16 protein-coding genes are annotated in these 24,291 nt (G+C 69.9%); 11 read left to right on the plus strand and 5 right to left on the minus strand.

Annotation, left to right across the window (positions count from 1 at the left end; translation table 11 throughout):
* On the minus strand, positions 1 to 1,227 hold the full coding sequence (gene mltA, locus AC0IZS_RS07505; RefSeq protein ID WP_471635055.1) for a murein transglycosylase A: 1,227 nt from the start codon (positions 1,225 to 1,227) through the stop codon (positions 1 to 3).
* Here mltA and AC0IZS_RS07510 point away from each other — a divergent pair.
* Positions 1,160 to 1,321, plus strand: coding sequence for a hypothetical protein (locus AC0IZS_RS07510; RefSeq protein ID WP_471635056.1), 162 nt, complete (start codon positions 1,160 to 1,162; stop codon positions 1,319 to 1,321). The genes mltA and AC0IZS_RS07510 overlap by 68 nt on opposite strands.
* 14 nt (positions 1,322 to 1,335) lie before the next feature.
* Here AC0IZS_RS07510 and AC0IZS_RS07515 read toward each other — a convergent pair whose 3' ends face one another.
* Genes AC0IZS_RS07515 through AC0IZS_RS07530 form a run of 4 tightly spaced genes read right to left on the minus strand, consistent with a single transcriptional unit; the run spans position 1,336 to position 8,991 of the window.
* Positions 1,336 to 1,965 (minus strand): response regulator transcription factor, encoded by a 630-nt coding sequence (locus tag AC0IZS_RS07515; RefSeq protein ID WP_471635057.1) that lies wholly within the window; start codon positions 1,963 to 1,965, stop codon positions 1,336 to 1,338.
* Positions 1,965 to 4,019 (minus strand): two-component system sensor histidine kinase NtrB, encoded by a 2,055-nt coding sequence (locus AC0IZS_RS07520; RefSeq protein ID WP_471635058.1) that lies wholly within the window; start codon positions 4,017 to 4,019, stop codon positions 1,965 to 1,967. The genes AC0IZS_RS07515 and AC0IZS_RS07520 overlap by 1 nt, the downstream gene beginning before the upstream one ends.
* A complete protein-coding gene (locus AC0IZS_RS07525) occupies positions 4,016 to 4,831 on the minus strand; it encodes a carbon-nitrogen hydrolase family protein (protein ID WP_322591036.1) in 816 nt (271 codons plus the stop codon). Before AC0IZS_RS07525 ends, AC0IZS_RS07520 begins: the two co-directional genes overlap by 4 nt.
* Positions 4,828 to 8,991, minus strand: coding sequence for a YhdP family protein (locus tag AC0IZS_RS07530; RefSeq protein ID WP_471635059.1), 4,164 nt, complete (start codon positions 8,989 to 8,991; stop codon positions 4,828 to 4,830). Before AC0IZS_RS07530 ends, AC0IZS_RS07525 begins: the two co-directional genes overlap by 4 nt.
* Before the next feature lie 140 nt (positions 8,992 to 9,131).
* On the opposite strand from AC0IZS_RS07530, the gene glnE reads away from it, so the two are divergent.
* From glnE to AC0IZS_RS07580, 10 genes are all read left to right on the plus strand, one after another.
* Positions 9,132 to 11,876 (plus strand): bifunctional [glutamate--ammonia ligase]-adenylyl-L-tyrosine phosphorylase/[glutamate--ammonia-ligase] adenylyltransferase, encoded by a 2,745-nt coding sequence (gene glnE / locus AC0IZS_RS07535; protein ID WP_471635060.1) that lies wholly within the window; start codon positions 9,132 to 9,134, stop codon positions 11,874 to 11,876.
* A gap of 90 nt (positions 11,877 to 11,966) precedes the next feature.
* Entirely contained in the window at positions 11,967 to 12,674 is a 708-nt protein-coding gene (locus AC0IZS_RS07540) for a TetR/AcrR family transcriptional regulator (RefSeq protein ID WP_471635061.1), read from the plus strand.
* A 23-nt stretch (positions 12,675 to 12,697) separates the two neighbouring features.
* Positions 12,698 to 14,122 (plus strand): efflux transporter outer membrane subunit, encoded by a 1,425-nt coding sequence (locus AC0IZS_RS07545; RefSeq protein ID WP_471635062.1) that lies wholly within the window; start codon positions 12,698 to 12,700, stop codon positions 14,120 to 14,122.
* A 52-nt stretch (positions 14,123 to 14,174) separates the two neighbouring features.
* Positions 14,175 to 15,398, plus strand: coding sequence for an efflux RND transporter periplasmic adaptor subunit (locus tag AC0IZS_RS07550; RefSeq protein ID WP_471639479.1), 1,224 nt, complete (start codon positions 14,175 to 14,177; stop codon positions 15,396 to 15,398).
* A gap of 21 nt (positions 15,399 to 15,419) precedes the next feature.
* Positions 15,420 to 18,530 (plus strand): efflux RND transporter permease subunit, encoded by a 3,111-nt coding sequence (locus tag AC0IZS_RS07555; protein WP_471635063.1) that lies wholly within the window; start codon positions 15,420 to 15,422, stop codon positions 18,528 to 18,530.
* Positions 18,531 to 18,639: 109 nt separating this feature from the next.
* The gene (locus AC0IZS_RS07560) at positions 18,640 to 19,848 is read left to right on the plus strand and encodes an HD-GYP domain-containing protein (protein WP_471635064.1); all 1,209 of its coding nucleotides are present in this window, start codon (positions 18,640 to 18,642) and stop codon (positions 19,846 to 19,848) included.
* A 252-nt stretch (positions 19,849 to 20,100) separates the two neighbouring features.
* Complete coding sequence (locus AC0IZS_RS07565) at positions 20,101 to 20,682, plus strand: glutathione peroxidase (RefSeq protein WP_471635065.1); 582 nt, start codon at positions 20,101 to 20,103, stop codon at positions 20,680 to 20,682.
* A 245-nt stretch (positions 20,683 to 20,927) separates the two neighbouring features.
* A complete protein-coding gene (locus tag AC0IZS_RS07570; RefSeq protein WP_471635066.1) occupies positions 20,928 to 22,235 on the plus strand; it encodes an NAD(P)/FAD-dependent oxidoreductase in 1,308 nt (435 codons plus the stop codon).
* Complete coding sequence (locus AC0IZS_RS07575; protein WP_471635067.1) at positions 22,232 to 23,017, plus strand: DUF1365 domain-containing protein; 786 nt, start codon at positions 22,232 to 22,234, stop codon at positions 23,015 to 23,017. The genes AC0IZS_RS07570 and AC0IZS_RS07575 overlap by 4 nt, the downstream gene beginning before the upstream one ends.
* A 46-nt stretch (positions 23,018 to 23,063) precedes the next feature.
* Positions 23,064 to 24,284: a class I SAM-dependent methyltransferase gene (locus tag AC0IZS_RS07580; RefSeq protein WP_471635068.1), complete on the plus strand. Its 1,221-nt coding sequence runs from the start codon at positions 23,064 to 23,066 to the stop codon at positions 24,282 to 24,284.
* The last annotated feature ends 7 nt before the right edge of the window (positions 24,285 to 24,291 follow it).

Here is a 24,291-nt window from a genome sequence, read left to right on the forward strand (position 1 = left end):
CTATTTGGGCCAGAGCACCCACAGCCGCAGCCCCTGCTTGAGCCGGCCGGCGATGTCGCCCGCCTCCTGCCCCCAGCCCGTGAAGTAGTCGGCCCGCACGGCACCCAGGATGGCACTGCCGGTGTCCTGCGCCAGCACCAGGCGGCTGAGCTGCACCTGCGGTCCGGTCGAGGCCAGCCACACCGGCGTGCCGTAGGGAATGCTCTGGCGGTCCACCGCGATGGAGCGGCCCGGCGTGAGCGCCACGCCCTGCGCACCCTTGGGGCCGAAGCCGGCCTCCATGCCGTCGAGCGTCTCTTCGCGGAAGAACACGTAGCGCGGATTGGCCCACAGCAGCTCGTTGGTGCGCTGCGGGTTCTGCGCCAGCCAGGCGCGGATGCCCGGCCAGGTGGCATCGCGCGTGGCGCCCTGGTCCAGCAGCCAGCGGCCGACACTCTGGTAGGGCTGGTCGTTGGTACCGGCGTAGGCCACGCGCACCAGGGTCACCGATCCATCGGGCTCGGCCACGCGCAGGCGGCCCGAGCCCTGGATGTGCAGCACCATCGACTCCACGGGGTCGCGCAGCCAGGCGATGGCACGGCCCTGCAGTGCGGCCTGCGCCTCGGGCAGGGTCTCGATCTGCTGGCGCGTGTACCAGGGCTTGCGCGCACCATGCCCTGCGGGCAACCGGTACACCGGCACGTTGAAGCCGTTGCCGGGCTGGCGTGCGGCATCGATCATGGGTTCGTAGTAGGCGGTGAGCAGGCCCTCGGGGTTGCCCTCGGGCGACTCCACGCGGTAGGGCTGCAGGCGCGCCACCATCCAGGCGCGCTGCTCCTCAGGCGTGGCGATGCTCAGCTGGCGCACCTCGCCGCACAGCAGCGTGAACTGCGGGGCGGGGCGCTCGCAGCTCTTGATCCAGGCGTTCCAGGCCTCGTGCAGCGCGTCGTTGGCAAAGCCGGGCAGCTCGGCCCAGCGCACGGGAATCCAGCGGCTCTTGGGCTGCGCCATGGCCTGCGGCAGCGGACCGTTGTCCCCCGGGACGAACACCGCACCAGGCACCGGTGCGGGAAAGATGGCCCCAGGTGAAGAGGGGCTTGTGGGCGCCGGCCTGGAGGCACATGCGGCCAGCATTCCTACAATCAGCGCCGTCATCACAAGGCGCAGGAGTGTCAATTTCATGGGGCTGATTTTGCTTGAAGCGCTGCTCGCGCTGGTGGTGCTGGTGGCCATTGTCTGGTGGACCATGTTTTCGGGGCGCCGCAGCGGCGAGCTCCAGGCCCCGGAACCGGAGGAAGAAGAAGAAGGCAGGGAGGCCGGCACCCCGGCCCGCAAGGACTGAACTGAGCGCGGGGCTCAATGCCCCAGGCGCAGCAGGTTGGCCAGCTCCACCGCGGATTTCACCTGCATCTTGTCGAACACCCGCGCGCGGTGCACCTCCACCGTGCGCACGCTGATGTCGAGCTGGTCGGCAATGAGCTTGTTGGGCAGGCCTGCCACCACCAGGTCCATCACGTCGCGCTCGCGCTCGGTCAGGTCCGCCAGGCGCACCTGCAGGTCGCTGCGCTCGCGCAGGGCGGCCAGGTGCGCGGCCGACTGCGCCAGCGCCTGCTCGATGCGGTCCACCAGCGCGTTGTCGGAAAACGGCTTCTCGCAGAAGTCAAAGGCACCGCGCTTGACCGCATCCACAGCCGTGGGCACGTCGGCATGGCCGGTGAGAAAGATCACCGGCATGGTCGCCAGGTCGCCGCGCACGACGAGCAGGTCGAACAGCGCCAGGCCGCTCATGCCGGGCATGCGCACGTCCAGCAGCAGGCAGCACGGCTGGCGCTGCGCCGGGCGCGACTGCAGCGCGGCATCGAAGGCTTCGGCGCTGTCGAAGGACTCGCTGGGCAGGCGGCGCGATCGCAGCAGCCAGGCCAGCGCTTCGCGCACGCCCGCATCGTCATCGACGATGTACACGGTGGCATTGGAGACGGGTTCCATCAGAGGGCAGGAGAAGAAGCGGGAGGTTGGTGGACAGGCAGCGTGAAGGTGAATACCGTACCACGCGGTTCGTTGGCCGCAAAACCGAGGAAGCCGCCATGCTGCTCGATGACGGTGCGGCACAGGCTCAGGCCCAGCCCCATGCCCTCGGCCCGCGTGGTGAAGAAGGGGGTGAACAGGCGCTCGGCCACCTCGGGCTCGATGCCGGCGCCCAGGTCGGCCACGGCAATTTCGATCCAGGCCTGGTGCGCGTTCGACGCGGCGCGGCGCGCACGGATCTCCAGCACCCGCTTGGAGATGCCCGGCACGTCCATGGCCTGCATGGCATTGCGCGCCAGGTTGAGCAGCACCTGCTCGACCATGGTGCGGTCGCACAGCGCAGCCGGCAGGTCCGGCTCCACCAGGGTATGTACGCGCACACCGATCTTGCGCGCCTGCAGGCTCACCAGCGGCATGATGGCGTCGAGCAATTGCTGCGCCGTGACGGCCTCGCGCGCCTGATCGCGGCGGCGCACGAAGTCATGCACGCTCTTGATCACCTTGCCCGCACGCTCGGCCTGCCGCCCGATCTGCTGCATGGCCATGCGCACGTCCTGCAGGCTCTCGGGCGGCGGCGGCAGGTCGCCCGCGCCCGCGGGCGCCTCCAGCAGGTTCATCGAGCCCGTGGCGTAGCTCGAGATCGCGGCCAGTGGCTGGTTGAGTTCGTGGCTGAGCAGCGAGGCCATCTCGCCCACGGTGGCCAGGCGCGCGGTGGCCTGCAGGCGCTCCTGCGAGGCGCGCGAGAGTTCCTCGATGCGGCGCTGCTCGCTCATGTCCAGAAAGGCGCTCATCCATCCGGTGTGCAGACCCTGGGCATTGATCAGCGGTGCCTCGATGATCAGCACGGGAAAGCGCGTGCCGTCCTTGCGCATGAACTCCGACTCGAAGCCCTCGCGCGGGGGCATGTAGCCGGCAAAGCGGATCGCCTGGCGCTGCTGGTACTCCTCCACGCGCTCGGGCGGCCAGTAAGGGGCCGATGCGCTCAGGCCGAGCAGCTCCTGCGGTGTGAAACCCACCATGTCGCAGAACGCCGGATTGACGTAGGTGATGCGGCCCTCCAGGTCGCGCGCGCGCAGTCCCGTGACCAGCGAATCCTCCATCGCCTTGCGAAACGCCAGCGCATCCCCCAGGTCGCGCTCGGCGCGCAGGCGCCGGCGGTTGTCGCGCACCAGAACCACCATCACCGTGACCAGCGCTATGGACATGGCCGTGACCAGCGCCGTGAGCACGTTGGGGAACAGGCTCGGGGCACTGTGCCAGGTGTCCATGCGCAGCACCAGCGTGGCGCCGGGCAGGTCCAGCAGGTGCGTGGCGGTGAACATGCGCGAGCCACGCCGCGCCGCGCCCAGCACCGCCAGGCGCGTGCCGTCGGCTTCGGTGAAGGAGGCCTCCTGGCTGCGCGTGAGGCTGTGCCCCACCAGGTCCTCGAGCATGGCGTTGAGCGCATAGGTGGCCACCAGGAAGCCGGTGCTGCGCCCGCCCGAGGTGATGGGCAGGCACAGCTCCATCATCTCCGAGCCCAACCCGTCGCCGTGCGGCTGGAAGTAGCTGCTGGAGTACGCCGGCCCGCTCAGCCGGCGCGCGTTGGCACAGGCCAGCGAGGCGTCGGAGTGCGCGCTCTCGCGCGTGCCCCGGTCCCAGTACACGGGGCGATAAGGCGTCTGCACCTGCGAGCGCAGCCGCATGCCGGTGTCGCGCCACTCCAGGCGCACCAGCTCGCGGTGGCCACGCAGCAGCTCGGAGGCATTCACCTCCCAGGCCAGCACGCCCGGGTCATCGGCATGCAGGGCCTGCAGGCTCTGCAGGTTGCGCGTGAGGGCCACGCGCACGTCCGAGACGGCGTCGGCCGTGTCGCGCTCGAGCCGGCTCTGCACCTGGCTGGCCTCGTAACGCCCGGCCAGCCAGACCACGGTGACCAGCATGGCCACCACCAGCGCCACGAGCAGCGTCCACAGCGACCAGCGCCGCCAGGCACCACGCCAGCGCTGCCAGAGGGTTCGGCGCGGCTTGCTCACAGCACGCGGTGGCCCAGGGCAGGCAGCTGGCTGCGCACCTCGCGCAGGCGTGCCTTGGCCAGCGTGCCCACGGCGACGCCGACACCTTCTTCACGCACCGCGGCAATGCTGCCCCAGGGATCCACCAGCATGCTGTGGCCCCAGGTGCGCCGGCCGTTCTCATGCACGCCGCCCTGGGCCGGGGCCAGCACGTAGGCCAGGTTCTCGATGGCGCGGGCACGCAGCAGCACCTCCCAGTGCGCCTGGCCGGTGGTGTGGGTGAAGGCACTGGGCACCAGCAGCAGGTCGGCACCCGCCTGGGCATGGGCGCGGTACAGCTCGGGAAAGCGCAGGTCGTAGCACACACTCAGGCCCACGCGCCACAGCTCGCCCTCGCGCGAGCGCAGGTCGAACTGCACGACCTCGTCCCCGGGCTCGATCACCCGGCTCTCGTGGAACTGGTCCTGGCCGTTGTCGAAGTGGAACAGGTGGATCTTGTCGTAGCGCGCGACGCAGGCGCCCTCGGGGTTGAAGGCCAGCGTGGTGTTGCGCACGCGCACGGCATCGTTGCCACGCAGCGGCAGGGTTCCGCCCACCACCCACAGGCCGAGCTCGCGCGCCGCCCGTGCCAGAAAGTCCTGGATGGGGCCCTCGCCATGCGACTCCTTGAGCGCCAGCTTGTCGGTGTCCTGCCGGCCCATGATGCAGAAGTATTCGGGCAGCACGGCCAGCTCGGCGCCGCCCCGCGCCGCCTGCTCCAGCAGGGTCCGGGCGGCGGCGAGGTTGTCGTCCAGGTGGGTGCCGGAAACCATCTGCAGGGCAGCGACTTTCATGAGGACTCTCCGGTTCGGGGGGCAGGGGATGGCGGGCCGGTGTCCGCCGCACTGCCCGACAGGCGTGTGCGCCGGGGTACGCGCACCACGCGCGGATCGGACCAGGAGCCATCGATGCGGAACTCCTGCGTCGCCGCCTCGATGAGCGGCCCGCGCAGGAACACCTGGGCCAGAAAGCTGCCCAGGCCGATCACCGGGTTGATGGCGGTGGCCACCAGCGAGGCCGTCATGGCATTGATCTCGGGCACGACCACCACGCGCAGGTCCTGCGTTTCGCGGTCGATGTCGGCGCTGCCCTCCATGAGCACGGCGGCATTCACACCCTTCATCTGCAGGTTGTTGGTGGTGGCCACGCCCTGCTCGATGCGCAGGTCGCCGCGCACGAAGTCGAAGGCGAAGCCTTCGCTGAACACATCGCGAAAATCCAGCGTCAGCCGCCGCGGCAGCGACTGCAGGCTGAGCACGCTGAGCAGCTTGGCCAGACCCGGGTCGGCCTTGAGGAACTGGCCGGCCTCGATGTTCACGCTGACCTGGCCTGCCATCGAGCGGTAGTCGGGACTGAAGGGCGCGCCCACCCAGGCCACCTGGCCTTCCATGCGGCCCTTGCCGCGCCGCAGCACGCCCGGCATGGAAAAGCGCGCCAGCAGGTCGCCCGAGTCGCGGATGTCGAGCCGGAAATTGAGCACCGTGCGCCGCTCGCCGGCGCCGCTCCCCGCCATCCGCGCCTGGTTGAGCAGGGCCCAGTTGCCGGTGGCCGTCAGGCTGCCTTCGGGGGACGTGATGTTGAACCGGGAAAGGCGCCACTCGCGCGGCGTGGTGTCGCTGCCACGGTTCTGGGCCTCGATCTCCACCCGGCCGAGCTTGCGGCCACGCAGCTCGAAATCATCGACCACGATGTCCAGCGCGGGCAGCGAGCCCGGCTGCTCCTCCAGCAACGCCTCGACCTGGTTGGCGTCGCTCTGCGGCATGTTCAGGCGCGACAGGCGGGCATACAGCCGCCCGTTGCCCGAGTCACCGCCCCCGCCTTCGCGGAACTCCACGAAGCCGCTGAGTTCGCTCGCGTCGATGTTGCCCTTCCAGACCGGGCCGTCGCGCTGCCCGCCCGCCACCACGTTGTGCAGGGTGCGCCCCTGGGCCGACAGCTCCCGGGCACGCAGTGCCACGGTAGTGGGCAGGTAGTCCTGCGTGGTGCTGGCCAGCGCGCCGCCCGGCGGGCGGGCCGACGCCGCCGGTGTCGCCGGCGCGGCCGAGCTGCCGGCTGGGCGCGGCGGGCTCAGCAGGTCCTCCCAGGCATCGATGTCCAGCTTGGCCAGCTGGATGTTGGCCGCCACCCCCTCGGCCGGCATGGGCGCCGACTCCCCCGGCGCCAACCCCACGCCGATGGCGCCGCGCAGCACGCGCGGCTGGGCGCCGCTCACGTCGCGGTGGTAGGTGGCCGAGCCCAGGGCCCCCAGGTCCACCGTGATCTGGTCGCGCAGCGGCGGCGGCGTGCCCCCGGCGGTCACGGTGCCGGTCAGCGATTCGCGCGCCAGCGAGTTGTCGTAGCGCAGTGGCAGGCTGGCCTCGGCCGTCTTGCCCAGCGGCGCCGGCAAGGCCAGCGCCATGCCTTGCAGGCTGGTCGTCACCTGCACCTCGGGCACGCCGCGGCGAAAGGCCAGGGCCAGCGTGTAGGGTGCGCTGCCCGTGGCCCGGCCGGCCAGTTGCGACAGCAGCCCCATCTGCGGCGCCTGCTGCAGCCCCTCGGCCGTGGCCGTACCTTGCGCGCGCAGCTGGATCGCCGCCTCCGTGGCCGGGGCATTGGCGGCCAGCGCGCGCATGCCCCCTTCCAGGCGCACATCGCCACCCAGGGCCCGGGCCTGCACGCCGACCAGCGAAAAACCGGCTTCGCTGAACTGCACTGCGCCGCGCGCACGGCCGAGCATCGGCGTGTCGGGGGTGATGCGCACGTCGTTGCCGGCCAGGGTGACGCTGCCCTGCACCCGGGACTTGTCGATGTGGCTGATGGGCAGGGTCAGCTTGAGCTGGAAGTCGGCATTGCCCGTTCCGCTGGCCTGCGCCAGGGCACCGCCCGTCATGCGCGAGAGCGGCGAGTTGTTCACCACGCTGAGCAGTTCGGACAGCGGCCCGCGCGCATCGGCATTCACGCCCACCACGGTGTGCGACAGGTCCGGGATGGAGGCATCGACCCGCGAGACGCGCACGCCGGGCGTGCCCGCAAAGCTGCCGCTGGCACCGCGCACCTGCATGGACGAGCGCTCGAAGATCAGCTCGCCCTGCAGTTGCGTGAGCGCCGGCCAGCGCAGGGGATCGTTCGGGTGCAACTGGGGCGGCACGAAGGCATAGGTCACGTCCTTGACGCGCGCGGCAATGCGAAACTCGCCCTGGCGTGGGTCGTTGAACGGCATGTCGTGCAGATCGCCCCGGACCTTGAAATCGACCACGCTGGCCGTGCCGGCGACCACCGCGTCGCGCACGTAGTGGCGGGCGTCTTCGCCAACGGACAGCGGCAGGTAGCGGTACACGCGCGTGCCATCGGCCCGCGTGAGCTTTCCCGACAGGTCCAATACGCCGGGAAAGCGCGAACGGCTCGGCCCTTTCGCCGGATCGGAGGTGTGCCAGGTCGCCCGGGCCTCGCCCTGCGCATCGGCATTGGCGAACTTCACGTCGTTGGCCTGCACCGCGATGCGTCCCCCCTCCAGTTGCCAGCGCACCTCTGCGCTCAGGCGGTCCAGCGGCAGCAAAGGGTCTTCGAAGACCCCGGGCAACAGCAGGGCGCCAGAGTCGATGGCGAGCAGGGCCTTGCCGCCACCCTGCGTCATGTCCAGGTCCACCGTGGCACCGCGCAAGCCCAGGCTCTGGGCCGCCCCCTGGTTCAGTTCGCCCGCCAGCGCCAGGCCCTGGATGCGGCCGCGCACCTGGTACTGCTGCAGCGCATCGAGCGGCCCCTTCCAGGTGGCCTGGATCTCGTCCACCAGCCCCTTGGGGGCGTACTGGCGCACGGCATCGTGGGCCGTGGCGCCCAGGGGCAGACGGCTGGCGATCTGCGCCAGGGCCGCCAGCTCCAACCGGTCGGCGCGGAAATCGCCCTGTGCGGGCGCCTTGGCAGTGGCATCGGTGTACACCAGTTTCACGTTGCCCCCGGGCCAGCGCAGGCCGTCGTCGGTGGTGAACTGCAGGCCCTGCGTGGAGAATTCGAAGCCCCCCTTGAGCTGCCGCCCGCCCAGGCGCCCGGCGATGGAGGGCAGCACCAGGGGCTCCAGTCCCGGGCCCAGGGTGGCGTTCACGTCGGCCAGTGCCAGGTCGGCCGTGCCGCCGACGATCTGGCCACTCTTTACGTCCGCCCAGGCCCGCAGGGCGCCGCGGCCCTGGGCCACGTCCACCCCCACGTCGGCATGGTGGCGCAGCCGGGACACGTCCACCCGCGCGAAGTCGGCATACACCTGGCCGTTCCAGTGCTGCCAGTTGCCGTCGCGCGCGCGCAGCAGTGGCGCGCGGAACAGACCAACCAGCGTGAAGCGGTCGCCCCAGTCGGGCGGCGGCGTGGCGTCCACGCGCATGCGGTGGCTCCAGTTGCCGTTGCGCACCAGCAGGTCCACATCGGTCAGCGCCAGCTCGGGCGCATGGCGCATTTCGTCGGTCCAGCGCAGCGTGCCGCCCTTGATCAGCACCTCGCCCTGCGAGAAGAACCAGTCCGCCGCACTGCTGCTGTCGCTGCCGCTGTCCTTCATGGCCAGGCCGGCAACGGTGATGCGGCCATCACTGGCGCGGCGGATGTCCAGGTCGGGCTTCTCTATATAGAGCTGCTCGAAACCGAAGTTCAGCAGCGAGCGCGGCGACAGGGCCACGACCACGCGCGGCAGGCGCAGCGCTTCGCGGCCGGCGCTGTCCAGCAGCGCCACATCCACCAGCTCCACGGAGGGGACCAGCCCCTCGGAGCGGGCGCTCAGGGCGCCGATGCGCACGGGAACCCCTAGCGCCCGTGCGGCATGGGCTTCCAGTTGCGGGCGGAACTCGCCGATTCGCGGCACAATCCAGCCATGAAGGGCCCCCCAGGCGATGGTCAGCAGCAGCCAGAAGGCGAGCAGCAACCCCAGTGACCACCGCGCAAAGCCTGCCACTGTCTTGAGCAGGCGTGAGGGGTGCGGGGTGGGATCGATCATGGTGGGATTGAATGTGGCAGGAATTATGACCCGCGGTTTCCTTGTGGGTTCAATGAGAACCAGTGTCCTTGTGCATGCAGCAGCCCACGGCCCCGCGCTGGCAGCCGGCTGCGGCGCCCACCACTCCCACGCCTGAAACCATGCCCATGTCCTGTAACGACCCCTTCAAGGATGGCGAACCGCTGGCCGGGCACTCCCGCTTCCTGCAGCGCCTGCACCGGCGCTATGGCAGCGAATTGACCCTGCTGCCTGCCGGGACACCCCGGCGCGCCGCGATGGATGCGGTCTGCGACGCCCTGCTGGCGCGCGGCAACGACACCGGCACCGCCCTGCGCGTGCTGCGCCAGTTGGTCATGGAGCGCCTGATCCAGCTCGACTGCGACGGCCAGGCGCCGCTGTCCGACATCACCTGCGCCGTCACCGAACTGGCCGAGCTGGCCCTGGACCGGGCCTGCCGGCAGGCGCGCCAGGAGCTCGATGCCCGCCACGGCGCTCCCCAGGGCCCAGAAGGCCAGGCCGTGCAGCTGTGGATCATCGGCATGGGCAAGCTCGGCGCGCGCGAGCTCAATGTATCGAGCGACATCGACCTGATCTACGTCTACGAGCACGACGGCGACACCGCCGGCACGCCGGACGGCCGGGGCAAGATCTCCAACCACGAATACTTTGCGCGTGCGGTCAAGGCCATCTACAGCCTGGTGGGCGACACCACGGAACATGGCTTCGTGTTCCGCGTGGACCTGGCCCTCCGCCCCAACGGCAACTCGGGCCCTGCGGCCGTCTCCCTGGCGGCGCTCGAGGAATACCTGCAGGTACAGGGCCGCGAATGGGAGCGCTTTGCCTGGCTCAAGAGCCGGGTGGTGGCGCCGCGCGACTGCATTGCCAGCACCGAAGTGCAGGCGCTGCGCGGTGTGGTCCTGCCCTTCGTGTTCCGCCGCTACCTGGACTACAGCGTGTTCGATGCGCTGCGCCTGCTGCACAGCCAGATCCGCGACCATGCGGCCAAGCGCAGCGCAGGCCACCCCGAGCGTGCCAACGACGTCAAGCTCTCGCGCGGCGGCATCCGCGAGATCGAATTCACGGTGCAGCTCTTGCAGGTGGTGCGCGGCGGCCAGTTCCCCGAGCTGCGCCGCCGTCCCACGCTCGATGCCCTGCAACGCCTGGCCCATGCGGGCCTGATGCCGCAGCAGACCGCCGACGCCCTGGCACGGGCCTACGTGTTCCTGCGCCGGGTCGAGCACCGCATCCAGTACCTCGATGACCAGCAGACCCATGTGCTGCCCACGCGCGACGACGACCTGGCCTGGATCGCACGCACCATGGGCTACCCCGACTGCTGTGCCTTTCTGCACGAGCTTGATGCCCACCGCGAGCTGGTGGCGCAGGAGTTCGACACCTTGCTGGGCGGCAATGGCAAGAAGCAGTGCAGCAAGGGCGGCTGCGGTGGCCCGCGCGCGGCCGCGCCCCCGCCACCCGAGCTGGAGGGGCTGCTGGAACAACTGCCCCCGGGCTTTCGCGAACGCGTCGCCGAATGGCGCAACCACCCGCGCGTGCAGGGCCTGCGCGACGAGACCCGCGCGCGCCTGTTCCGGCTGGTGCAGCGCACCGCCCAGTGGCTCACCGAGGGCCGGGTGACCGAAGAGGCCGCCGTGCGCATGGCCAACTGGCTCGAGCCCCTGCTGCGCCGCGACAGCTACCTGGCCCTGCTGCTGGAGCGCCCCTCGGTGCATGAGCAGATGCTGCACCTGCTGGGCGCCGCCCGCTGGCCTGCGCGCTACCTGTTGCAGCACCCCGGCGTGATCGACGAGCTGGTGGGCGACGCGCTGCTGGCCGAACGCTTCTCGGTGGCCGATTTCGAGCGCGAGCTGGCCATGCGCCTGGCCTCGATCACCTCCACCGGCGAAGACGACGACGAGACCCTGTTGAACCTGCTGCGCCGCGCGCAGCATGCCGAGACCTTCCGCACCCTGGCGCGCGACGTGGAGCACCGCATCACGGTCGAGCAGGTGGCCGACGACCTGAGCGCCCTGGCCGACAGCGTGCTGCGCGTGACCGCCCAGTGGTGCTGGAGCCGCCTCAAGACGCGCCACCGCGATGTGCCGCAGTTCGCGGTGATCGGCTACGGCAAGCTCGGCGGCAAGGAGCTGGGCTACGGCAGCGACCTGGACATCGTCTTCGTCTTCGACGACGACGACGAGCGCGCCCCCGAGGTATATGCCGCGTTCGTGCGCAAGCTGATCAACTGGCTCACGGTGAAGACCGGCGAGGGCGACCTCTACGAGATCGACACCGCGCTGCGGCCCAACGGCAGCTCGGGCCTGCTGGTCACGCGCTTCGAGGCCTACGCCAACTACCAGGAGCGTCGCGGCAGCAACACCGCCTGGACCTGGGAGCACCAGGCCATGACGCGCGCGCGCTTCGTGATGGGCAGCCCCGCACTGCAAGCCCGCTTTGACGCCGTGCGCACGGCCGTGATCACCTCGGCCCGCGACCCGATTGCGCTGCAGGGCGAAATCGTGGCCATGCGCGAGAAGGTGGGCCAGGCCCACCCCACGCGCGACGGGCAGTTCGACGTCAAGCACAGCCCAGGCGGCATGGTGGACGCGGAATTCGCCGTGCAGTACCTGGTGCTCTCGCAGTCGGCGGCGCACCCCGAGCTGGTGGCCAACGTGGGCAACATCGCGCTGCTGCAACGCGCCGAGCAGGTCGGCCTGCTGCCAGCCGGCGTGGGCCACGCGGCAGCCGACGCCTACCGCGAGCTGCGCCGCGTGCAGCACCGGGCGCGGCTGGATGAAACCCCGACCCAGGTCGCGCCCCCGGCCCTGCAGGCCGAGCGCGATGCGGTGCTGGCGCTGTGGCGCGCGGTGTTCGGCAGCGACCGCTGAGGACCTCAGATCAGGGCGGGCGGCGGCCTGTTGCCGAATGTCACGCTAATTTAAACACTTGTTTGAATTATGGTGGTTTAATCCACCGCCATGCATCCTGCCCCGCCCATTTCCGAGCCCGCTGCCAAGCGCGCCGCGCGCCCCGCGCGTGCCGCGCGCAGCGATGGCGACGACACGCGCGCACGCCTGCTGCAGGCCGCACTGCGCTTGTTTTCCGAGAATGGCTTCGCCCGCACCTCGGTGCGTGCCATCGCCGTCGCGGCAGGCACCAACGTGGCCGCCATCGGCTACCATTTCGGCGACAAGGCGCAGCTGTACACGGCCACCTTCTATGAGCCCTTTGGCAGCGGCAGCGACCTCATCGAGGTGTTTGCCGCGCCCGGGCTCAGCCTGCGACAGGCCCTGCAGCACTACTTCACGGGGCTGCTGGAGCCGCTCAAGCACGACGACCTGGTCCGGCAGGCCACACGCCTGCATGTGCGCGAACTGCTCGAACCCACCCACGTCTGGCCCGAGCTGATCGAGCGCGAATGCAAGGCCCCGCACATGGCGCTGGCGCGCCTGCTGTGCCAGCACATGGGCGTGCCCGAGATCGACGACGACATGCACCGCCTGGCGTTCTCGATCGGCGGACTGGTCATGCTGCTGTGGACCCAGCGCGACGCCATCGCCGCCATTGCCCCCCAACTCGCAGGCCCCGCCACCGCGGATGCCTGGGCCGAGCGCCTGACCGGCTATGCCATGTCCATGATCCAGGGCGAAATGGCACGCCGCAAGGCACTGCGCGAACAGCGCTGACACAACAACAAGGAGGAAGAGGAATGACACGGTTTGTTCGAACCCTGGGCGTGTGCAGCGTGCTGCTGCTGGGCGCCTGCAGCACCGCGCGGCCGCCCCAGGCGGTCCCGGCGCAGGCACCTGCAGGCTGGATCGCGCCGCTGCCGCACGGCGGCCAGATGGCCGACCTGGCGCAGTGGTGGCGCCAGTGGAACGACCCCGCGCTGGTGCCGCTGATCGAGGCCGCGCAGGGCATCAGCCCGAGCGTGGCCCAGGCCCGCTCGCGCCTGCTGCAGGCGCGCGCGGCGCAGACCTCGGCGCGCGCGGCGCTGCTGCCCACGCTCGATGCCCAGGCGACAAGCAGCCGCGGCGCCAATGCGCAGATCGGTGGCCTGGCCACCACCAGCCAGGCCGGCCTGCAGGCCGCCTGGGAAGTGGACCTGTTCGGTGCCAATGCCGCCACGCGCGACGCGGCCAGCGAGCGCCTGGCCGGCGCCCAGGCCCTGTGGCATGAGGCGCGCGTGAGCGTGGCGGCCGAGGTGGCGCTGCAGACCAGCAGCCTGCGCACCTGCCTGCAGCAGTTGGACGTGGCCGAGCGCGACGCGCGCTCGCGCGGGGAAACCTCGCGCCTGTCGGACCTGAGCGAGCGCGCCGGTTTCACCGCCCCGGCCACCGCCGCGCTGGCGCGCGCCAGCGCCGCCGAGGCCACGGCCCGCGCCTCGCAGCAGCGCATGCAGTGCGATGTGGAGTTCAAGACCCTGGTGGCCCTCACGGGCCAGGACGAGGCGGCGCTGCGCCAACTGATCACTGCCACGCCCGTGGTCCCCGCGCCCGACAGCCTGTTCGCCATTGCCGCCCTGCCAGCGCAGGTGATCTCCCAGCGCCCCGACGTCTACAACGCCGAGCGCGAGGTCGCCGCCGCCAGTGCCGAGGTGGGCAACGCCCAGGCCCAGCGCTACCCGCGCCTGTCGCTCAGCGGCAATATCGGCAAGGCCTGGGTCCGCACGGGCGGCAGCACGACCGATGTGGACGCCTGGACCCTGGGCCCGCTGGCGCTGAGCCTGCCCCTCTTCGATGGCGGGCGCCGCGCCGCGCAGGTCGATGCGGCCCGCGCGCGCTACGACGAATCGGTGGCGCTGTACCGCGCCCGCATCCGCCAGGCCGTGAGCGAGGTGGAGCAGGCCCTGGTGCGGCTGCAGAGCACGACCGAGCGCAATACCAGCGCCCGCGCCGCAGCCGATGGCTACCGCATCTCGTTCGATGCCACCGACGCGCGCTGGCGTGGCGGCCTGGCCAGCCTGGTGGAGCTGGAGGACGCACGCCGCACGGCGCTGGCCGCACAGAACGCGCTGCTGGCCCTGCAGCACGAGCGCCAGTCCGCCTGGATCGCGCTGTACCGCGCGGCCGGAGGCGGCTGGGACAGCACAGCCCCCGGGCTGGCCGAGACCGCCCAGGCCGGCACCCGCTGACCCCCGGCCCCCCCATTTTCCTGACACCTTCCGGATGAACGGACCCATTTTCATGAACCAGTTCAAGCTCTCTCCTTCCACGCTGGCCGCGGTGGCCGCCTGCGTCCTGGCCGCCACCGGCGTCCTCCTGTTCTCGGGCGCCTCGCGTGCAGCCGACGAGCCCAAGGCCAACCAGCCCCGTCCGGCATTGACGGTGACCACGGCCCAGCCCCAGCGCATTGCCGTGCCCCTGCGCCTGGCCGCCAACGGCAACGTCGCCGCCTGGCAGGAGGCCATCATCGGCGCCGAAAGCAATGGCCTGCGCCTGACCGACGTGCGCGTGAACGTGGGTGACGTGGTCAAGCGCGGCCAGGTGCTGGCCACCTTCTCGGCCGAGACCACCCAGGCCGAGGTGGCCCAGGGCCGCGCCAGCGTGCTCGAAGCCCAGGCCACGGCGGCCGAGGCCGCCGCCAATGCCGAGCGTGCGCGCTCGCTGCAGGCCTCGGGCGCCCTGAGCCAGCAACAGATCCAGCAGTACACCACCGCCGAGAAGACCGCCCAGGCACGCGTGGAAGCGGCCCAGGCCCTGCTCAACGCCCAGCAGCTGCGCCTCAAATACACGCAGGTGGTGGCGCCTGACAGTGGCATCATCTCGGCCCGCAGCGCCACCGTGGGCGCGGTCGTGGGCGCCGGCACCGAGCTGTTCCGCATGGTGCGCAAGGGCCGGCTCGAATGGCGCGCCGAAGTCACCTCGACCGAGTTGGCGCGCATCCAGCCCGGCTCCAAGGTCAGCGTGACGGCCGCCAGCGGCACCACCGTGCAGGGCACCGTGCGCATGGTCGGCCCGACGGTGGACCCGCAGACGCGCAACGCCCTGGTCTACGTGGACCTGCCCGCCACGGCGATGGACACGCCGAGCGACGCCAAGACCTCGCTCTCGGCCATCCTGCCCGGCATGTTCGCGCGCGGCGAGTTTGCCCTGGGCAGCAGCGAGGCCCTGACCGTGCCGCAGGAAGCCCTGGTGGTGCGCGATGGCTTCTCGTACGTGTTCGCGCTCGGCGCCGACCAGCGCGTGCAGCAGCGCAAGATCCAGACCGGCCGGCGCGTGGCCGACCGGGTGGAAGTGCTCTCGGGCCTGGAGCCGACCACGGCCATCGCCGTGCGCGGCGCCGGCTTCCTCAACGACGGCGATCTGGTGCGCGTGTCCAACACCGCGCCGGTCGGGGTGCAGGGCACCTCCGCGGTGCCCACCGCGTCCACTGCGCCCAAGGCCGCCGCGGCCTCGGCCGCCAAGTAAGCAGAGCAAGGAGCATTCACCATGAATGTGTCTACCTGGTCGATCAAGAACCCCATACCGGCGCTGATGCTGTTCGTGCTGCTGACCTTCGGCGGCCTGCTGTCGTTCAACGGCATGAAGGTGCAGAATTTCCCCGACATCGACCTGCCCACCATCTCGGTGACCGTATCGCTGCCCGGCGCCTCGCCCGCGCAACTCGAGAACGACGTGGCGCGCAAGGTCGAGAGCTCGATCGCCACGCTGCAGGGCCTGAAGCACATCTACACCAAGGTGCAGGACGGCGGCGCCACCATCACCGCCGAGTTCCGCCTGGAAAAACCCACGCAGGAGGCGCTCGACGATGTGCGCTCGGCCGTGGCACGTGTGCGCGGTGACCTGCCCGGCGACGTGCGCGACCCCATCGTGACCAAGATGGACCTGGCCGCCCAGCCGGTGCTGGCCTTCACCATCGCCTCGCGCCGCATGGACGACGAAGCCCTGTCCTGGTTCGTCGACAACGACATCGCCAAGAAGCTGCTGGCCGTGCGCGGCGTGGGTGCCGTGAACCGTGTGGGCGGTGTCGACCGCCAGGTCCACGTGGCGCTCGATCCCATCAAGCTGCAGGCGCTGGGCGCCACGGCGGCCGACGTCTCGCGCCAACTGCGCCTGGTGCAGACCGAAAGCGCGGGTGGCCGCACCGACCTGGGCGGCAGCGAGCAGCCCGTGCGCACCCTGGCCACCGTGCAGTCGGCCCAGGAGCTCGCGGGGCTCACGCTGTCGCTGTCCGACGGCCGCCACGTGCGCCTGGACCAGGTGGCCACGGTGTCCGACACCTTTGCCGATCCGCGCGCCATGGCCCTGCTCAACGGCCAGCCCGTGGTGGGCTTCGAGGTCGCCCGCAGCAAGGGCGCAAGCGAGGTCGAAGTGGGCGGTGCCGTGCAGGCGGCCCTCGCCGAGATGCGCACCCAGCACCCGGACCTGGAGATCACAGAGGCCTTCAACTTCGTGACCCCCGTGCAGGAGGAGTACGACGGCTCCATGCACCTGCTGTACGAAGGCGCACTGCTGGCGGTGCTGGTGGTCTGGCTGTTCCTGCGCGACTGGCGCGCGACCTTCGTCTCGGCCGTGGCGCTGCCGCTGTCGGTGATACCTGCCTTCATCGGCATGTACCTGCTGGGCTTTTCGATCAACGTGATCACCCTGCTCGCGCTGTCGCTGGTGGTGGGGATCCTGGTGGACGACGCCATCGTGGAAGTGGAGAACATCGTGCGCCACCTGCGCATGGGCAAGACGCCCTACCAGGCAGCCATGGAGGCGGCCGACGAAATCGGCCTGGCCGTGGTGGCCACGACCTTCACGCTGATCGCCGTGTTCCTGCCCACCGCCTTCATGAGTGGCATCGCCGGCAAGTTCTTCAAGCAGTTCGGCTGGACCGCGGCCCTGGCGGTGTTCGCCAGCCTGGTGGTGGCGCGCGTGCTGACCCCGATGATGGCGGCCTACATCCTGAAGCCCATCGTGGGCGATCACAAGGACCCACGCTGGATGGGCTGGTACCTGCGCTGGGCGGCCTGGTGCATCCGGCACCGCTGGATCACCTTCGTCGCCACGGGGGCCTTCTTCATCGGCTCGCTGGCGCTGATCCCACTCCTGCCCACGGGTTTCATCCCGCCGGACGACAACTCCCAGACCCAGGTCTATCTGGAGCTACCGCCCGGTGCCACGCTGGCCCAGACCCGCGTGGTGGCCGAGGATGCACGCCAGCGTGTGGCGGCGGTGAACCACGTCAAGAGCGTCTACACCACCATTGGCGGCGGCTCGGCGGGCTCCGATCCCTTCATGGGCAGCGCCAACGCCGAGACGCGCAAGGCCACGCTCACCATCCTGCTGGCCGACCGGGGTGACCGGCCGCGCAAGCAGGGCATCGAGAACCAGATCCGCGCCGCGCTGGAAAGCCTGCCCGGCGTGCGCAGCAAGGTGGGCCTGGGCGGCTCGGGTGAAAAATACGTGCTGGTGCTCACGGGGGACGACCCGCAGGCGCTGCAGACGGCGGCCCTCGCCGTCGAGAAGGACCTGCGCACCATCCCCGGCCTGGGCAGCGTGTCCTCCACTGCCAGCCTGATCCGCTCGGAGATCGCGGTGCGCCCCGACTTTGCGCGCGCCGCCGACCTGGGCGTGACCAGCAGCGCGATCGCCGAGACCCTGCGCATTGCCACCGTGGGCGACTACGACGTGTCGCTGCCCAAGCTCAACCTGGCCTCGCGCCAGGTGCCCATCGTCGTCAAGCTGCAGGACGACGCGCGCAAGGACCTGTCGCTGCTCGAACGCCTGGCCGTGCCCGGCGCCAAAGGCCCGGTGATGCTCGGCCAGGTGGCCACGCTGGAATTCAGTGGCGGCCCGGCCGTGGTCGACCGCTACGACCGCGCGCGCAACGTGAACTTCGAGATCGAGCTCTCGGGCCTGCCCCTGGGCGACGTGACCAAGGCCGTGGATGCGCTGCCGTCCATCAAGAACCTGCCGCCCGGCGTGCGCCAGATCACCATCGGCGACGCCGAGGTGATGGGCGAGCTGTTCGCCAGCTTCGGTCTGGCCATGCTCACCGGCGTGCTGTGCATCTACATCGTGCTGGTGCTGCTGTTCAAGGACTTTCTGCACCCCGTGACCATCCTGGCGGCGCTGCCGCTGTCGCTCGGCGGAGCCTTCGTGGGCCTCTTGATCGCGCAGAAGAGCTTCTCGATGCCCTCGCTCATCGGGCTCATCATGCTCATGGGCATTGCCACCAAGAACTCCATCCTGCTGGTGGAATACGCCATCCTGGCGCGGCGCGAGCACGGCATGACACGCTTCGAGGCGCTGATCGACGCCTGCCACAAGCGCGCGCGGCCCATCATCATGACCACGCTGGCCATGGGCGCGGGCATGCTGCCGATTGCCGTGGGCTTCGGCGCGGCCGACGCGAGCTTCCGCTCGCCGATGGCCGTGGCGGTGATCGGCGGGCTGATCACCTCGACCTTCCTGAGCCTGCTGGTGATCCCGGCCGTGTTCACCGGCGTGGATGACGTGGGCCAGTGGTTTGGCCGCATGCTGCGGCGCCTGCGCGGCCTGCCGCCCAAGGCGCCGGCATCCAGGCCGCAGGAGGCGCCGGCGATTCCCTGATGGCGGGCGGGGCGGGGGGCCGCCCCCCGCAACCGTGCAAAAAGGGCGCCAACCACCCGGGTTTGCGCCCTTTAACGGTGCCGGCACGGCGGGATAATGGCGTACCGCTATGAACCTCGTCAGCATCAACGTCGACTCCATTCCGCTCGGCCACCCCCTGCCATTCGCATTGCGGGGTGCCGATGGCGCGCTGCTGGCCCAGAAGGGCTTCGTGGTGCATACGCAGGACGAACTGGGCACCATGGTGAAACGTGGCCGGCAGTTGTGCGTGGACGTGGAAGAGTCCGGTGAGAGCTACCGCGCCTACGTCGCCCAGCTGCAGCGCATGCTGCGCCAGGACACCAACCTCGGGCAGTTGGCGTCCATCAAGATGACCGCCGGCGCCCAGGCCCCTGCGCGCGAGCGCGATGCCCCGCCCTACGTGGTGGACTGGCCCGCCCTGCAGGACCGTGCGACCCAGTTGCTGCGCAGCCCGCATGCGCTCGATTTTCCAGACCGCTTCCAACCCCTGCACGCCGAGCTGGCCCGCAACTGCGAACAGTCGCCCGACGCCACGCTGCTGGCGCTGATCTACCTGTCGGCGCAGGAGACGCGCATGTACAGCGGCACCCACGCCATGCTGGTGGCCTGCGTCTGCATGGTGGTGGCCAGGGAAATGCTGCGCTGGCCCCCGGCCCAGGTGCAGGTGGTGGGGCAGGCAGCCCTGTCCATGAACATTGCCATGACCGAGCTGCAGGACCAGTTGGCCCAGCAGACCCAGGCCCTGACCTCGGCCCAGATCACCGCCGTCGAGGACCACGCGGCCCGCTCCGAAGCCCTGCTGCGCGAACTGGGCGTACACAGCGAGCTGTGGCTGGAGGCCGTGCGCCACCACCACCACCGCACCCCGGGCGCGTTCAGCCAGAAGAGCCCCGGCCTGCAGATGGCCCGGCTGATCCAGCGGGCCGACGTCTTCGGTGCCCGGCTGGCGCCGCGCGCCGCGCGCTCGCCCATGCCGGTGACCGCCGCCATGCAGGCCAGCTACTACGACGAGGAACAGAAGGTCGACGAGGCCGGCGCCGCCCTGGTCAAGGCCCTGGGCATCTACCCGCCGGGCGCCTTCGTGAAGCTCGCCAGCCAGGAGGTGGCGGTAGTGCTGCGCCGTGGCGCCAGCGGCACCACGCCGCGCGTGGCCGTGGTCACCAACCGGCTGGGCATGCCCACCGGTGAGCTGATCCCCCGCGACACCTCCCAGCCCCAGTGGAAGATCGTCGGCGTGGTCGCGCACAAGGACGTGCGCGTCAAGCTCTCGCTCAACCGGCTGCTGCCGCTGGTTTGAGAACCCGGCATCCACGGATCCGTGGACGCCTCCCCTTTCTTCGACTCTCCCGGGTTTTCGACAGCCTGCGGCCCTCTCGCGCATCCGCCACGCCTTCGGCTGCGTACTCCTCTGTACCTGAGCATTCGCCCCGTTTGAGGGTGATCCGACGCATCGCAGCCAACCGCAACCAATCAGTACAAATAAAAACTTATGTGGACAAAATATGATTCATTGGTTAAATTGGCCCTCAACAACACGGGAGGTGCTCTCATGACCCAGTTTTCGCGCCTTTTGGCCCTGGCCCCGGTGGCGGCCCTGCTGTGGCTCGGCGCGGTGCCGTCCGCCTTCGCGGCCCCGCCCGAATCCTGCCCGGCCACCCTGCAGCACACCTACCCGCGGCTGCAGGACGAGAAGCCGCAATCGCTGTGCCAGTACAGCGGCAAGGTCGTATTGGTGGTCAACACCGCCAGCTTCTGTGGTTTCACGGGGCAGTACAAGGGCCTGGAAGACCTCTATGCCCGCTACAAGGACAAGGGGCTGGTGGTGCTGGGCTTTCCCAGCAACGACTTCTCGCAGGAAAGCGGCAGCAACCAGCAGATCGCGGACTTCTGCGAAAACACCTTCGGGGTGAAGTTCCCGATGTTCGCCAAGAGCGTGGTCACCGGCGCCGAGGCCTCGCCCCTGTTCCGCCAGCTGGCCCAGATGTCCGGCCCGCCGCGCTGGAACTTCCACAAGTACCTGCTGGGCCGCGACGGCAAGCTGGTGGACAGCTACACCAGCCTCACGGCGCCGGACAGCAAGGGCCTGGTCCGGGCCATCGAACAACAGTTGGCCATCGCACCAACTCGGTGAAAACGCATGTTTTCTTTACATTTCTTCAAAAAAATGCCGCACAAGCCCTGGAACTTCTGCGGAACGCCCTTACTCTATCGAACGCAAGGACGTGTTGAGCGTCCCCCCGTTTTAACGTTGCGAAGCCTTTCGGTCCCACGGGTTCCGACTGTTCTCCTGGAGCGCTTCTCCTCCCTCCCTCTCTTATTCGTTTCGGGACGCTTCGCAACTTTTTTATTCAGCCAGCCGGCCAGAGGGAGCCGGCCATGAAGATCGCCATCGTCGGCTCCGGCATCTCCGGCCTGGCAGTGGCCCACCGGCTGCGCGGCCAGGCCGACATCACCCTCTACGAAGCCGGCAGCTATTTCGGCGGCCACACCCACACGGTGGACGTGACGCTGCCCGGCCCGCAAGGCGATGTGCGCTGCGGGGTGGACACGGGCTTCCTGGTCTTCAACGAGCGCACCTACCCACAGCTCATCGGCCTGCTGGCCGAACTGGGCGTGGAAACTGCCCAATCCGACATGTCGTTTTCCGTGCAGGTGCCGCGCGCCCTCTCCGGCGGGCGCACGCTGGAGTGGAGCGGCACGGACCTGTCCACCGTATTCGCGCAGCGCAGCAACCTCGTGAACCCGCGCTTCCTGGGCATGCTCTACGACCTGCTGCGCTTCAACCGGCTGTGTACACGCCTGGCCGAGGCCCAGGCCGATGCCGCGCTGATGCAGCCCCTGGGTGACTTCCTCAAGGAACACCGCTTCGGCGATGCCTTTCGCGACTGGTACTTCCTGCCCATGCTGGGCTGCATCTGGAGCTGCCCGACCGACCAGATGCTGCAGTTCCCGGTGGCGACGATGGTCCGCTTTTGCCACAACCATGGACTGATCCAGGTGAGCAACCGCCCCCAGTGGTGGACGGTGGCCGGCGGCGCACGGCACTATGTGGACAAGATCGTCGCGGGCATCGCCGACAAGCGCCTCAGTACCCCCGTGCGCCGCATCGAGCGCGACGCGGCCGGCGTGCGCGTCGTGACCGACGGCCACACAGGGCATTTCGACCAGGTGGTGCTGGCCACCCACTCCGACCAATCGCTGGCCCTGCTGGCCCAGCCCACGCTGCAGGAGCGCGCCGTGCTCGGCGCCATCCGCTACCAGGCCAACCGCGCCGTGCTGCACACCGACACGGCGGTGCTGCCCGAACGCCGCGCCGCCTGGGCCGCGTGGAACTACGAGCGCGCCCCGGATCGCAGCCGTGAATCGGCCCGTGTGTGCCTGCACTACCTCATCAACCAGCTGCAGCCGGTGCCGTTCACGCAGCCGGTCATGGTCTCGCTCAACCCGGTGGGCGAGATCGCCCCCGGCCAGGTGATCGGCAGCTACGACTACGCCCACCCCGTCTTCGACCTGGCGGCCATCCGTGCGCAAAAGGGCGTCGCACAGCTCCAGGGCCGCGAGCGCACCTGGTTCTGTGGCGCCTGGACGGGCTATGGCTTCCATGAAGACGGGCTGAAGTCCGGTCTGGCCGTGGCCGAGCACCTGCTGGCCCGCATGCCGGTGCCCCTGGCGGAGGCCGCATGACGGCGGCCCCGCGTGCCGCCGAGCCGCTGCTGGGCTTCGGCCAGGTGCGCCACACGCGGCTGCGCCCAGCGCGGCATGCGTTTGCCTACCCCACCTTCTTCCTGATGCTGCCCCTGCGCGCGATGCGCACGCAGGCACCGGGCCTGCTGGCCGTGAACCGCAGGGGCGCCATCAGCTTTCACGATACCGACCATGGCGACGGCCGCAGCGACGCCCAGGGCGGCGCACTCGCCTGGATCGACGAATTGCTGCGCGCCGAGGGCATCGCGGACGCCACGGGCGAGGTCTGGCTGCATTGCTACCCGCGCGTGCTGGGCTACACCTTCAAGCCCGTGAGCTTCTGGTACTGCCACTGCCCGGACGGCAGCCTGCGCGCCATCGTGGTCGAGGTCAACAACACCTTCGGCGAGCGCCACTGCTATCTGCTGGACCGGCCCCGGTATGGCGTGGAGCAGCATGCGCGCAAGGTGTTCCACGTCTCGCCGTTCTGCGACATCAGCGGCGGCTACCGCTTTCGCTTCCTGCGCACCGGGCAGGGCGGCCAGGAGCGCACCGTGGTGCGCATCGACCACGACGACGCCCAGGGCCCGCTGCTGCAGACCAGCGTGAGCGGCACGCTGGCGCCCATCACGCGCGAATCGCTGCGCCACGCGCTGTGGGGCTACCCGGCCATGACGCTGGCCGTGATCGGCCGCATCCACTGGCAGGCCCTGCGGCTGTGGGCCAAGCGGGTGCGCTTTCACCGCAAGCCCGAAGCGCCCGCCTCCATCGTGACCCGTTGAGCCCCGGCACGCACCACACCGCAACCCCTCTTCCATCCGGCCCGCCATGAACAGCACCACCCTCGCACCCACCCTGCCACGGGGCACCCCTGCCGCCGCCCGCACGGCCCTGCGCCTGATGCAGCGCCTGCAGCACGGCAGCCTCACGGTGCAACTGCCCGACGGCACGCTGCAGCACTTCGGCAACCACCATGGCGACGGGCCGGCAGCAGCCATCACGCTCAGGAACTGGAACGTCTGCAAGGCAGCCCTCAAGTCCGGCGACATCGGCGTTGCCGAGAGCTACATCGCGGGCGACTGGACCACGCCCAACCTCACGGACCTCCTGCGTGTGTTCATCGCCAACCGCCAACAGGTGGAGGGTGTGATCTATGGCAGCTGGGCCGGGCGGCTGCTGTACCGCATCAAGCACCTGCTCAACCGCAACACGCGCGCCAACAGCCAGAAGAACATCCACGCCCACTACGACCTGGGCAATGCCTTTTACACGCTGTGGCTGGACGACACGATGAACTACTCGTCCGCCTGGTTCGAGGGCGACGCAGGCGGCGACATGCGCACGGCCCAGCACGCCAAGGTGCGCCGCGCCCTGCGCATGGCGGGCGTGCAAGCGGGCGACCGGGTGCTGGAGATCGGCTGCGGCTGGGGCGCGCTTGCCGAGATGGCCACCACCGAGTTCGGCGCCTCGCTGACCGGCGTGACGCTGTCCACCGAACAACTGGATTTCGCGCGCCAGCGCATGGACGCGATCGGCGTGGGTACCCAGGCCGATCTGCGCCTGCAGGACTACCGCGACATCACTGACGGGCCGTACGACGCGGTCTGCTCCATCGAGATGATCGAGGCCGTGGGCCGCGAATACTGGCCGACCTACTTCCAGGCCGTGCGGCGCCTGCTCAAGCCCGGCGGCAAGGCCTGCATCCAGAGCATCGTGATCGACGACGGCCTGTTCGAGCGCTACATCAGCTCCACTGATTTCATCCAGCAGTACATCTTTCCGGGTGGCTGCCTGCCGTGCCCGCGCGAGTTCCGCCGCGAGGCCGAGGCCGCGGGCCTGCGCGTGGTGGACGAATTCGCCTTCGGCCAGGACTATGCCGAGACCCTCAGGCGCTGGCGCGAGCGCTTCCTGGCCCAGCGCGCGCAGATCCTGCAGCTCGGGTTCGACCAGCGTTTCCTGCACATCTGGGAGTTCTACCTGGCCTATTGCGAAGCAGCCTTTGCCATGGCCAACATCAACCTCGTGCAGTACACCCTGGTGCGCGACTGAGCCCATG

The sequence above is a fragment of the Acidovorax sp. AC410 genome, from assembly GCF_979253235.1.